Genomic DNA, 13,169 nt, shown 5'->3' on the forward strand with positions numbered 1-13,169 from the left:
GGAACAAGGAGAAAAAAGAACTCTGTTAACGAAACAGTGCTGAGTGATTTTAATTTACTCAACACTCAGCACAGCACTCAGAACTCAGCACTCAGCACAGCACTCAGAACTCAGCACTCAGCACTCAGCACTCAGCACTCAGCACTCAGAACTCCTGAATCAACCTCCAACATGAATACCAGGTCGCATTTCGGGATTCTTTTCAGCCCGACGCAGTACTTCACGGGTAACTACAGCAATGTCACCTTCGCCAAACAAGATAAAACGCAATAGGTATTGTATGGGATTTCCTTCAACCCAGCCGAAGTAAGCATGGGGAATCTTACCTGTTTGGTCGCGAATGTAAAGTAGTAAAGCTGCGATCGCATTTGGTACTGCTGCACTTTCAGCCCGGAGGATGCGATAATCACCAACTTGCACCCCTTTTACTACGATCGCATCTGCAAATTCCGAAGCATCGGATACATGAATTTCTAGAAACAGAACTGGATCGTTGAGTGGAATATGATTGTCTTCACGTACCTCTTTCTCTTTCATAAAATACTCTAGGACATCGCCTGTATTCAAGCGATTTGCAATCAGTCGTATTGTTCCCTGGCTATCTTCGGCAAAGAATTGCCTAGCAAGTTCGTCAATTTCAATTCGCTCTGCTCGCAGTTCCGTTGAACGCCAAACACGAGAAACCAGGGAGGTAAAAATGATCGCACCGATAAAGAATCCGGCAATTCTAATCCCTTCTGGTCTTTCGATGATATTAACAATGGTGGTATATAAAAATAACAGTGTAATGATGCCAAAAACGAGTCTGGCCCGCTTCTGTCGGTGACGGTGAGCTGATAAGGTGACGGCAAAGGCGGCTGAGGTGATCAACACCAGCACACCAGTTGCATAAGCCCCACCTTGGGCTTCTACACTTGCTTTAAAGATAATTGTGACAACAAAAGCGATCGCTGTGTAGACTAACACCAAAGGTCGGGTTACTCGTGCCCAATTAGGCGCCATGCCATAGCGTGGTAGGTAGCGAGGCACGATATTTAATAGCCCTGCCATTGCAGATGCACCTGCAAACCACAAAATAGAAATAGTACTTAAATCGTAAATTGTGCCAAAGCCATTGCCCAAATACAAATGTGCTAAATAAGCAAGGGCCCGTCCGTTAGCTTTGCCCCCCGATGCAAATTCTGCGGCTGGAATCAATAGAGTGGTTATAAAACTGGTGGTAAGCAAAAAGAAGCTCATAATTAGAGCAGCAGTGGTGAGCAATTTGCGTGTATTCCGAATCCGCCCTTTGGGATGCTGCGAAGTGTTGTTACTGCTACCTTTAACCAGGGGCATAACGGTAACACCTGTCTCAAAACCTGACAATCCCAGCGCGAGTTTAGGGAAGATGATCAAAGAAATGCCGATTAGCATCAAAGGGTTAGAATGGCGTGCAAAAAGTGCAGCTTGCCAATTCGGGATCGTTTCTGTGTGATTTAATATCTGATACACACCGACGCCAACGACAATGAAGTTTAACAGCAGATAAGCTCCCACCAAAACTACTGCAATCCCAATGGCTTCTCGGAAACCTTTCAAGAAGACTGCACCTAGTAGTGCAATTAATATCAGGGTAACTGCGATCGCCTGATTGTGAAGCCAATGTGGTATCAGCGGATTTTCGACGATATGGGCTGTGGCATCAGCAGCTGACAAAGTAATTGTAATAATAAAGTCAGTTGCCACAAACCCAAGTAAGCACAGTACAAGTAATTTGCCTTGCCACCAGGAAAGTAAATGCTCTAACATTGCGATCGACCCTTCACCATGAGGGCTTTCGGCAGCAATGCGTCGATAGATTGGCAACGCTCCAAACAGCGTCAGCAAAACCAGAATCAAGGTAGCTATAGGAGAAAGAGCGCCAGCAGCCAGTGCTGCAATCCCAGGTTGATAACCAAGGGTAGAGAAATAATCTACACCAGTTAAGCACATCACCTGCCACCAAGAATGCTGGCGATGTGCTTCTTCCTTGCGGTAAGTCCCTTTTTTCTCTTGTCGGTTTTCTTCAAGCAACCAATGGATTAACTGGCTGCCGAGCCGTTTTGTTGAAACAATTGATTTAGCCATCAAATACGGTTGTGTTGCAAAAGTCGGCTTTGTGATTTTTTAAAGCCTTCGTGGGTTATTAAAATTTTTAACTACAAAGGCATAGCACTATTATCGTATGTTAAGCATCCTGTCCAATTTACAAAATATATAGTAGCTGCTCGTAGTCGTCTACCAAATGAAGATCGTTTGCAGATTTTGGTATAAGAATCATCAATACTGCAACCGTATATTTTGGGATTAACGCTTTTGCGCTCTTAGCACCTTTAAGCCGTATAAATTCTAAAAAAACGACGCTGCGAAACTTGGTATCTACGCAATCAACAAATCAACCCTAAAATAAAAGTCACTTTTAGTTATATGATGTCTGTGTAAATGACCATAAAATAATTAGCCTGCTAATCTATAACTCTGTTTGTGTAGCCGCAGACTTTAGTTTGATGGAATTATGGACATATAGTAGTCGTACACAATATACAAACAATGTATTAGATAGGTTTCTAGCATCATGCGAACTTATCTGCACCAACTACACTAATTCAGATATTTGACAATATCTGCAAGTTTTTAGTTGAGAACTTCTCCAGTGACTTCGCTACATGGTTATTAGGCGAATCTATTAATTTAACAGAACTAAGTCCAAAAGAATTATCTCTAGAACCCATTCGGGCTGATGCTCTAATTCTGTTGCAGTCGGAGCAAAGCATATTGCATTTGGAATTTTAAACCCAAGTCGATGCAGAAATTCCTTTTCGGATGATTGACTATCGATTACGAGCATATCGCCGCTTTCCAGACAAAGCAATGCATCAAGTTGTAATTTACCTCAAGCAAACAAATTCAAATTTGGTGCAACAAAATACATTTACAATTCCTGGGACACGACATGAATTTACAGTTATCAGACTTTGGGAACAACCTACAGAAGTATTTTTGAGAACACCTGGACTCTTACCTTTAGCGGTCTTAAGCAATACAATCGATCCAGAAGTTATACTTACCGAAGTTGCACGGGAAATTAACGGGATTACAGAATTAAGAACTCAAAGTAATATTGCTGCTTCTACAGCGATTTTAGCTGGTTTAGTATTAGATAAAGAGGTTATTAAACGAGTGTTGAGGTCAGATATTATGCGCGATTCAGCGATTTATCAAGACATTCTACAAGAAGGTAAAGCTGAAGGTAAAGCCGAAGGTAAGGCTGAAGCGTTACTCGAAGTGGCAAGAAATCTATTTAGTACTGGTATGCCATTAGAGGCAATCGGCAGGGTGACAGGGTTATCAATTGAGCAGTTACAGTATTTACAGGTAAATGAGTCTCGTGAGTCTAATCAATAAATAATCGGTGCAGTCAACCTGCACCGATTAGCAAGTGTCACTCGAATTGAACATCCCATTGTTTCACGCCAATGCTGAAGCTTGGGGTTTAGCAAAAATCATTCTTCCTGCTGTAGTTTGTAAAGCACTGGTAACTACTACTCGCAGTTCACCACCCACATAACTGCTACCTTCTTCAACAACTACCATTGTGCCGTCATCTAGGTAGCCAATGCCTTGACTGGGTTCTTTGCCTTCCTTGAGGATTTTTAAATCCAGGTTGTCGCCAGGTAAATAACTGGGACGGACGGCATTGACTAAATCATTCACATTCAAAACAGGTACTTTTTGAACACTGGCGACTTTAGACAAGTTGTAGTCGTTGGTTAGGAGTGTGCCGCTAATTTCTTGAGCGAAGCGCACTAACTTGGCATCCACTGTGGGAATATCTTCGTAGTCAACTGCATTAATCAGGATGCGATCGGGATAATCTTCCTTAATGCGGTTGAGAATTTCTAGTCCTCTCCTTCCGCGCACCCGCTTTTGGTCTTTGCTAGCATCCGCTACTTGTTGGAGTTCTTGCAAGACAAACTGCGGTACGAGAATTTGCCCTTCTAAAAACCCTGTTTCTAGTAAGGCTTCAATACGACCATCAATAATACAGCTAGTATCTAGAACTTTGGTATTGGCTGGTTTTAATGTTCCTTCCACTACCAATGATTCGACGGTGTTGGGATTAATGAACCGCAATAAACCTCGCCCGTGGGTATCTGCCAAATTCATGCCAGTGACGGAGAGGATGATACTACCGACAACTGCCACCAATGGCTTAATAAATCCAAAATCCGCCGGGATCGGCAGCAAAAATAATGGGGCTAGCATCAGGTTGGCTAGTAATAGCCCAATCACTAAGCCGATCGCACGAGTTAAGATCGCTTCTAGAGGCATTTCTTTGACTTGTGATTCTAGGCGACGATATGTCGTCTGGAAACTCAGCCCGATCGCACCACCAATAATAGCGGCAAAGACGGCAACAACTAAGCGTAAAGCTTCTAGATTCGTTACCTGATCTAGCGTCCCATTGGGTAGTAGTTCAATGCTGTAGAACCCTATTCCCGACGCTGCTAGGATAAATGAGAAAATAATAATGGCGTCAAGCATGGTTGTCTTGTTTTCCTGTAACTGTGTTAACCGATAAAGTTAAGTATTTTTTATTTTATCGGTAAGATAAACCGATCGATATTGACTTACACTAAGGGTTTAGGCTGACAATATCTGCAATTATTATAACTAAAGGTTTTTATCTTAATATTTTTCATTGTTTTGTTGTAAAAAGACCAAAACTTGTAAATAAACTAATTATTTTGTAAGAATTCAGAATCCAGAATCCAGAAGTCAGAATTAAGAAGACTTTGATACTTAAACTTAATAAGTTTAATAAAATCAAGAAGTCATTACACGCTTGATTTGACAATTATTCTGGCTTTTGACTTTTGACTCCTGAATTCTTACCTGATTTTCATTGCCTCTAATTCGCAGTTGGATTAACTTAAAACTTTTCTCAAAATGAGTAAAACATTTAGTATTTCTGGAATTGCGAGTTCTGCTTATGTGCATATTCCCTTTTGCAGGCGACGATGTTTTTATTGTGATTTCCCGGTATCTGTTGTGGGCGATCGCTTGCGGGGCGAAACATCTGGTACTATCTCCCAATATGTTGAGGTGCTATGTCAAGAAATTGCCATTACACCAGCATTTGGTCAACCTCTGAAGACAATTTTCTTCGGTGGTGGTACTCCTTCGCTGCTCTCAGTAGAGCAGCTACAACGGATACTGACAGAGCTACAGAAGCATTTTGGGATTGCGTCTGGGGCAGAGATTTCTATGGAAATTGACCCAGGTACCTTTGATTTAGCCCACATAGCAGGCTATCGTAGTGCAGGCGTAAACCGGGTAAGTTTGGGTGTACAAGCCTTTCAATCAGAATTATTGCAAAGGGCGGGGCGATCGCACTCAGTTGAAGATATTTTTGCAGCTGTGGAACTAATCCACCAAGTCGAGATTCCCGAATTTAGCTTAGACTTAATTTCTGGGTTGCCGCATCAGTCTTTAGATCAATGGCAATATTCTCTAGAAAAAGCCGTAGCGATAGCACCCACTCACATTTCCATTTACGATCTTACCATCGAACCAGGTACAGCCTTTGGTCGTTACTACAAACCTGGCGATACTCCTTTACCCACGGATGAAGCCACGGTCAAAATGTACCAGATGGGGCAGCAGATTTTAACTAGTGCAGGTTATGAGCATTATGAAATTTCTAATTACGCTCAACCTGGTCATCAGTGTCAACATAATCGAGTGTATTGGGAAAACCGCCCTTATTACGGCTTTGGTATGGGTGCGGCGAGTTATGTTCAGGGCAAACGCTTCACTCGTCCGCGCAAAACGAAGGAGTATTACCAGTGGGTGCAAGCTGGCGCTGTAATTGATTGTGATGTTACCCCCTCAAAGGAAGTATTGTTAGAAACGTTAATGTTGGGGTTGCGTTTGGCAGAAGGTTTGAGTTTGGCGGCGTTGGTAGAGGCGTTTGGCGAAGAGAAGGTGGAGGAGATTTGTCGGTGTTTGCAATTGTATTTTGAGAAAGGTTGGGTGGAAGTTGCAGAGGGAAGATTGCGTTTGATCGATCCCCAAGGGTTTTTGTTTTCTAATGTGGTGTTAGCGGAATTGTTTGAGAAGTTGGGGTGACGAACTGTTTATGCAAAAAAATAAAGTTAGAAAAGCTGTAATTCCGGTAGCTGGTTTCGGTACTCGTTTGTTTCCAGCTACTAAAGTTGTCAAAAAAGAACTTTTCCCGATTATCGATCGAGATGGTAGGGCAAAACCTGTGATTCTTGCAATTATTGAAGAGGCAATTAGTGCTGGAATTACAGAAGTAGGGATTGTGGTGCAGCCAGATGACAAAGAAATATTTGCAGATTTCTTGAAAAACCCACCCAAAAAAGAACTTTTAGAGAAACTTTCACCACAAAATCAAGAATATAGCCGATATCTCGAAGATTTAGGTAGCAGAATCACCATTTTGTTACAAGAGGAACAATTAGGCTATGGTCATGCAGTATTTTGTGCCAAGGATTGGGTACAAAATGAGCCGTTTTTGCTTATGTTGGGCGACCACATTTATGCATCTGACATTGAAAAATCTTGTGCTAGTCAAGTTTTAGATATTTACGAACAAGTTAATCAAAACGTTGTTAGCTTAACGACAATGCCAGCAGAAATTATTCATCAAGCTGGGTGTGTAACAGGAGTTTGGCAACAGTTAAACTCGATTTTGTCAGTTACGCAACTGTATGAGAAACCGACTATTGAGTATGCACAACAGCATTTACGTGTAGAGGGAATGTCAGAAAATAATTTTTTATGTATATTTGGCTTATATTTACTAAGTCCGAAAATTTTTGACTTTCTCGCAGAACATATCAACCAAAATTTCCGAGAACGAGGTGAATTTCAGTTAACATCTTGTCTTGAACAATTACGTCAGGAAGAGGGAATGACAGGATATGTTGTTAAAGGCAAGTGTTTTGATACAGGTTTGCCAGATGCTTATCGGCAGACAATGATTGATTTTAGAAAAATATAGATTAATCTCAGTTCAATTCCTTTGTCTGGGAGGATCTCACTTTTTAAAATAGTTCAAATAGATAGTAGTCTATTGAGGGAAGCAGAGGCATCTTGAAAATATACCGTTTAATTTGCTCCTGGCGATCGCCTCTTTTTTTATTAAAGCAGTTTTTAGGTAAATGAGTTACAAAATGTAGGACTCGAAATCAGACATAAACCTTACAAAACTACCTCAAAACTAGCGGTAGTTAGAGTCGGAAAAGAAATAGCATCCAATTGGGCAAATTTACCCCCGGAATTAATCTCAGCAAAATCATCCGCCGAACCATTAGGGTTATAAAATAGACTACCATTTGCGCTATTATAAACGATCGCGGCACCACTGCTTGCAGCTAAAGTATCGTTTGTCACTGTGGCAAAGTCTGCGGAATTTAATTGAGTCGGAAAGACCGAGTTACTTAGAGCTGTAAAGGTAGATTTAGATAATTGGATCTTGTCTTGCTCAGGATTGAAGTCACTAATAACATCAACTCCGAGTTCCCTAATATTAAACTTCGATCCTGTTGCAAATGCAAACTTATCTGAACCAGCGCCTCCTTCTAGTAAGTCGTCCCCACTATCTCCCTGTAGGTAATCGTTCCCTTGATTCCCACTTAGAATATCTTTTCCACTACTGCCAAAAAGAATATCATTACCTCTGCCCCCCAGAAGGTTGTCGTCATCACTACCCCCATCTATTTTGTCTGCACCAGCTCCACCAAAAAGGATGTCAGAACCTGCCCCCCCATCAATGTAATGATTACCAATAACACCAGAAAGCGAAATACTGTCATCACCATCCCCAGCAAAAATAACCTGATCGCCAGCTGAAAAATTCCCCGAACTAAAGGTGTCGTCTCCCTTGGTTGTAGCGACATCAGTACTGACCGCATTTCTAGCTCGAGCAACTGCCTCTTTTATGACATCAGCAAGATTTTCACTTGTAGAACCAAGAGTCAGTACACTACCTCGACCAAGCTGGGTAACTAGTGTCTCGTAATTGGCTGCAACATTACTGGTAGTTAGAAAAATTGGAATAATGTTATTTGCTTCTAGTGCAGTTTTTACTTGTTCGACCTGTGGATAATCTTCAAAAGCATCAGCTATCCCATCTCCATTATTGGCAATAGTATCACTTGGAATAACTGCTGCGCGATCGCCGGCAACGTGATAAGTACCATCGGTGGCTATTAGAATAACACGAAATGAACCTACTCTGTAACCAAGACTGCCGCCATTTAAAGCTGCGAACAAGAGTGCAAATAATTGTGATTCTGGCCCATCATTGCCACCAAAAGCTTGAAAGTTAAAGATTTTGTCTTTAATTGTTGTGACATTATTTGTCAAAGCGACTTCTGGTTGATATACATAGTCAGCGTAACCCCCAAAAGGCGCAAGTGGCTTATCCTTGAAAGAGGCAATACCAAATTTCAGGTCATCACCAAATATATTTGCTAATGTCGGGTTGGTTAAACGATTTACTGTCGCCGGAAGTACGGTTTTAAGCTGGACTAAATTCTCGTCAGATGACGATGTTAAGTCTTGCAGCAGAACAATATCAGATACTAAACTCACAGTTTTTCCCTCTGACTATTTTGATTGATGGGTTATATTGCAAAGTGCCTGAATGCTATTTCAGCTTGATATTAGCAGGGTTAATTGATTTAAGATAGTACTTAAATTGAAGAAAATATAATCTCTTTGAAAAAATATTTGCTGTGTTCTGACTCCTGCCTCTACCCTACTTAAAGTTATAGTTGCAGACTTAACCAGAGAGAATGTCACCAGATATAAGTTAAGCTAAAGTGCGTCAATGGGTAAGCAGTGAAGATAATGCTTTGGATTAGAGGATGAATCAGTATTTTGCAACGGTTGCTCGCGGATTAGAAACCCTCGCGGCTCAGGAGTTAGAGCAACTGGGTGCCCATTCCGTAGAGCCGGGGTTTTGCGGTGTAGCCTTTGAGGGCGATCGCACTTTACTTTATCGCGTCAACCTCTGGGCTAGGCTGCCGTTCCGAATCTTGGTAAATATCCATGAGTTTCCTTGCCTTGATGCCAAGGATCTCTATCGCGGTATCCAAACTATCGATTGGCAAAACTATCTGACGCCAGATATGACGCTGGCGGTGAATGTCACGGGCAAAAACGATCGCCTCAACCACAGCCACTTCACATCTCTCCAGGTAAAAAATGCGATCGTCGATCAACAAAAAGAAAATCTCGGCGAACGTTCAAATGTAGAGCTTCACGATCCAGATGTGCGGGTTAATGTTCATATTGAACGCGACTTTTGCACCGTTAAACTCGACAGTTCGGGAAATAGTCTGCACCGTAGAGGCTACCGCCCGGCGGTGGGAGCAGCCCCTCTCAAGGAATCTTTAGCTGCTGCCCTGATTCAACTTTCAAGTTGGCAACCAAACCAGATGTTCTACGATCCTCTGTGTGGATCTGGCACTTTACCTCTAGAAGCTTGCTTAAAGGCATTGAATATCGCACCAGGACTGTTTCGCGAATCCTTTGGATTTGAAAATTGGCTCGATTTTGACCTGCCCCTTTTAGAAAAACTCCTCCAAGAAGCTAAGGAAAGCCAACTTGATAGCCTGAGCGCACCTATTTGGGGAAGCGATCGCGATCAAAATATAATCGAGCAAGCGATTAACAATGCTCAAAATTGCGGCGTTGATAACCATGTATGGTTTTCTCAAATGGAACTTGCCGATGTTGTCGCCCCCGCAGATAGTGGGATTTTATTCTGCAATCCACCTTATGGCGAACGGCTGGGGCGAGACAGCGATTTAGGGGCATTTTACAAACTTTTGGGTGATGTCCTGAAACAACGCTTCAAAGGCTGGACTGCGTTTGTACTTAGTGGCAACAAGGAACTGTCTCAATCGATTGGACTAAAATCATCCCAGCGAATTGCAGTGTACAACGGAACGCTGCTGTGTCAGTTAATGAAATATGAGTTGTATTAAGAAAATTGTCGGTTTGTAGTATGTTAAAGGCGATCGCTCTCAACTACTTCTGCTGAGTAAAAAACACATTGCCTGAAAATTTTGTGACACCGGGGATGTGCTGTATTATCGGAGTTTGTGAAAACTGCGACCTAAATCTGCTGTTGCATGGCATTGGCTATCTCAATAGATTCAATCTGAATCGGTGATATTTTTAATACTCTTTAAGAAATTTAAATTAAGTCAAACAAACTTGAAACTGTGTGTAAGTCTATATTTTAGCAGTTAGTGTAACAACTTTTGAAACAAGTGGCAGTATAATCAATGACTGACAATCTGCAATTTATTTATCGTTAGAAGGCAAGGCTATTTATGTCAGACCAATTCACCTTTACCGTTACCAATAAAACTGAATTGGCAATTACAGAGTTGTGGGTATCTGTAGATGATAAAGAGTGGGCTTCGTTTAACTTGGGTGAGTTAGGGATTCCAGCAGGTGAAACAGCAACAATTGCTTGGGCTGAATATACGAATGGTTCGCCTTGTGAATGGTACATCTCTGCTGTATTTGAAGATGAATCAGAAACTGAGTCAGCCATATTTAACTTCTGTAAAGAACCAGATTTAACAATCAAATAAATTCTGCACTGCGATGGCCACCGGAAAGGGCGTGTACGCCATCGCGCTTGATACATGATTGCATATTGACTCCAGACATAAAAATAAAAGCCCTACCTCGAAAGTATCTAAGTGCAGCTTGATATTAGAATTAACATGTCCCTTTTAGAGAAGTTGCTTGAAGAAGTTAGGGACAGCCTGTGAAACGCCCTGACTGCGCCTATTTGGGGAAGCGATTGCTCTCAACTATAGCGGTTATCGCCTGGGTGCAGTACAGTTTTGACCTCACTTCCATTCCTCTCTCCTAAAAGGAGAGAGGCTTTGAATCTTACTCCCCAACGCTAGAAGGGAAAGGGCTGTTCTTGTTAGGTCTGTATTCCATGCAATTGGGAACCGCTATATTTCTGTTAGATCGTAAAGACGCGATAAATCGCGTCTTACCTGTGATATTTTTAATACTCTTTAACAAATTTAAATTTAGTCAAAAAGAGCTTGAAACTATTGTTGAGTCTATATTGTGGGAGTTCGCATGACAATGTTTAAAAAAAGTGACAGTATAATCGATGACTGACAACCTGCAATTTATTTATCGTTAGAAGGCAAGGCTATTTATGTCAGACCAATTCACGTTTACTGTTACCAATGATACCGAACAAGCAATTACAGAGTTGTGGGTATCTGTCGATGATGAAGAGTGGGCTTCATTTACCTTGAGTGACTCAGGGATTCCATCGGGTGAAACAGTAACAATTGCTTGGGCTGAATATACGAATGATTCGCCCTGTGAATGGTACATCTCTGCTGTATTTGAAGATGAATCAGAAACAGAGTCAGCCCTATTTAACTTCTGTGAAGAACCAGCTTTAACAATCGGATAAATTCTACACTGCGATCGCCACCGGAAAGGGCGTGTACGCCATCGCGTTTGAGGCATGATTGCATATCGACTCCAGACATAAAAATAAAAGCCCTACCTCGAAAGTATCTAGGTGGGGCTTGATATTAAAATTGACATGAGCCACAAGCTTAGTTGGTGGTGCGTTCAAATCTAGCTGCTTGAGTAAACAAATAAAGCTGGCTTTGTCATTTGGCCTAATTTGTCGGGCTGAAACAGGTTTCATCCTTGCTTATCAGACAAAGCTGTTTCTGACCTAGATCGGTTTTGAATTTCACCTGATAAGTTTCGTTTTCCGCAGGCAAAGTTTTCGTGTAGTTATTCGCTCTGTCGCACGAAAAGTCACGAGTGAAAGTTGCTGGAGACCAGTTAATTGTCATCGTACTGCCGCTCAGACTGGCTTTTCCTTTTTGAGATTGGAAAATTTGCTGGTTGCAGCTGCCGTTCATTACGTTCATTATTCCTGTAAATTCGACCGTTCCGTTCGGCAAAAATTGATAAGTGAAACGCGAACCGTTCGATCCGATATATGTACCATTCGTACTTATAGCACTGTTTCCGGTACGCGTCCAAACCCATTTTCCAACTAACGACGAAATCTCTCCAACGCTACCAGATGAATCATCAGTATCATTTGAAGCAGTTTCGCCCGCGTGAGCGCTATCGTAAACAGACAGCAAAAGTTTAGCTTCCGCATCATTCGGTAAATTTCGTAATTGTCCTACAAATTCTCCGTTAAATGCCTGCCGAATCCGGCTTTGTTCCTCTTCGGTCTTAGCAAGAGCTTGTGTATAATTGGAAATTAGATTGTCAATGCTTTTTCTAGTTCCATCTGGGTCTTTGCGAAACTCATTTAATTTTATTGACTGATATTCATTACGCTGCTCGCTAGTGAATTTTCCTGAAAAGACCCATTCGTAAAAAGCGATAACTTTGTCAATATCAGATTTGTTGAGAGATTCGTTTTGAGCCGTTACTAAAACTTTAGTTCCAGCAGCTTGGGCAGAAATCTTTATAGTCGCTCCGTCCATCAAAACGATAGATAAAAATAAGATGGAAAAATATTTGAATTTGTTCATTATTACTATAATTCTGTTGCCATGAAATTAATGTTCCCTGTGAATGGGGAGTTTACATGCAAATTCACACCTGTAAATGTGTGAGGCATTAGTTAGGTTATGATGAAATTAATTGTAAACGTTTAGGGGGTACAAATAATAATAAAAACACCTAAGGCTAAATAATTCGTATTACGTTCGCAAGCTGCCAGAACTTATCAATAGTTAAATCAAGCTATTATAAATGCACTTAATGCATTGACTCAAAAAAGATATTAGGGCTAGTACAATATAGAAGTCATTTTTGTACAAATCAGGAATATCTATACTCAGTAAGCTAATTAATTGTAGAAGCAGGTATATGTCTATTTGCTGGATAAAGTTCGACTGAAATTAAGTTGTTAATTGTTGTAATAGTATTTGCAATACAACTTCATTTAACGTGAGTTCGACGGCTCTAAAAACCCCACTTCCATTCCTCTCCCCCACAGGGAGAGAGGCTTTGAAACCCTAATTTTTTCGTTGTCAACTAAAAATATTTCTGCCCCTCTGTGCCTCGGAGAGGGGTTGGGGAGA

At 41.4% G+C, this 13,169-nt stretch carries 10 protein-coding genes and 1 pseudogene; 6 read left to right on the forward strand and 5 right to left on the reverse strand.

Annotated elements, in window-relative coordinates; translation table 11 throughout:
• Window positions 1–159 precede the first annotated feature (159 nt).
• The gene (locus RMY32_RS24085) at window positions 160–2,106 is read right to left on the reverse strand and encodes an amino acid transporter (protein ID WP_322714617.1); all 1,947 of its coding nucleotides are present in this window, start codon (window positions 2,104–2,106) and stop codon (window positions 160–162) included.
• Between the two features lie 522 nt (window positions 2,107–2,628).
• Between RMY32_RS24085 and RMY32_RS24090 the strand changes: the two are divergent.
• Window positions 2,629–3,423: pseudogene (locus RMY32_RS24090) on the forward strand (Rpn family recombination-promoting nuclease/putative transposase).
• A gap of 63 nt (window positions 3,424–3,486) precedes the next feature.
• Here RMY32_RS24090 and RMY32_RS24095 read toward each other — a convergent pair.
• Complete coding sequence (locus RMY32_RS24095; protein ID WP_322714619.1) at window positions 3,487–4,563, reverse strand: PIN/TRAM domain-containing protein; 1,077 nt, start codon at window positions 4,561–4,563, stop codon at window positions 3,487–3,489.
• Between the two features lie 405 nt (window positions 4,564–4,968).
• Between RMY32_RS24095 and hemW the strand changes: the two genes are divergently transcribed.
• Window positions 4,969–6,150, forward strand: coding sequence for a radical SAM family heme chaperone HemW (gene hemW, locus RMY32_RS24100; protein WP_322714620.1), 1,182 nt, complete (start codon window positions 4,969–4,971; stop codon window positions 6,148–6,150).
• Window positions 6,151–6,160: 10 nt separating this feature from the next.
• Entirely contained in the window at window positions 6,161–7,048 is an 888-nt protein-coding gene (locus tag RMY32_RS24105; protein WP_322714621.1) for a UTP--glucose-1-phosphate uridylyltransferase, read from the forward strand.
• A gap of 200 nt (window positions 7,049–7,248) precedes the next feature.
• Here RMY32_RS24105 and RMY32_RS24110 read toward each other — a convergent pair whose 3' ends face one another.
• On the reverse strand, window positions 7,249–8,643 hold the full coding sequence (locus RMY32_RS24110) for a hypothetical protein (protein ID WP_322714623.1): 1,395 nt from the start codon (window positions 8,641–8,643) through the stop codon (window positions 7,249–7,251).
• Window positions 8,644–8,918: 275 nt separating this feature from the next.
• Here RMY32_RS24110 and RMY32_RS24115 point away from each other — a divergent pair, with 275 nt between their 5' ends.
• From RMY32_RS24115 to RMY32_RS24125, 3 genes are all read left to right on the forward strand, one after another.
• Window positions 8,919–10,043, forward strand: a complete 1,125-nt coding sequence (locus tag RMY32_RS24115; RefSeq protein ID WP_322714624.1) for a class I SAM-dependent RNA methyltransferase — start codon at window positions 8,919–8,921, stop codon at window positions 10,041–10,043.
• A gap of 351 nt (window positions 10,044–10,394) precedes the next feature.
• Window positions 10,395–10,661: a hypothetical protein gene (locus RMY32_RS24120; RefSeq protein ID WP_322714625.1), complete on the forward strand. Its 267-nt coding sequence runs from the start codon at window positions 10,395–10,397 to the stop codon at window positions 10,659–10,661.
• A 590-nt stretch (window positions 10,662–11,251) separates the two neighbouring features.
• Window positions 11,252–11,518 carry a hypothetical protein gene (locus tag RMY32_RS24125; protein WP_322675413.1) on the forward strand — a complete coding sequence of 89 codons (267 nt, stop codon included), beginning with the start codon at window positions 11,252–11,254 and terminating at the stop codon, window positions 11,516–11,518.
• Between the two features lie 3 nt (window positions 11,519–11,521).
• Here RMY32_RS24125 and RMY32_RS24130 read toward each other — a convergent pair whose 3' ends face one another.
• Together RMY32_RS24130 and RMY32_RS24135 are read right to left on the reverse strand one after the other, a co-directional pair.
• Window positions 11,522–11,761 (reverse strand): hypothetical protein, encoded by a 240-nt coding sequence (locus RMY32_RS24130; RefSeq protein ID WP_322714627.1) that lies wholly within the window; start codon window positions 11,759–11,761, stop codon window positions 11,522–11,524.
• Window positions 11,733–12,614 (reverse strand): hypothetical protein, encoded by an 882-nt coding sequence (locus RMY32_RS24135; protein ID WP_322714628.1) that lies wholly within the window; start codon window positions 12,612–12,614, stop codon window positions 11,733–11,735. The genes RMY32_RS24130 and RMY32_RS24135 overlap by 29 nt, the downstream gene beginning before the upstream one ends.
• Between the last annotated feature and the right edge of the window lie 555 nt (window positions 12,615–13,169).

Origin of the sequence: Nostoc sp. ChiSLP03a (assembly GCF_034531215.2) — a bacterium.
Taxonomy (GTDB): Bacteria; Cyanobacteriota; Cyanobacteriia; order Cyanobacteriales; family Nostocaceae; genus Nostoc.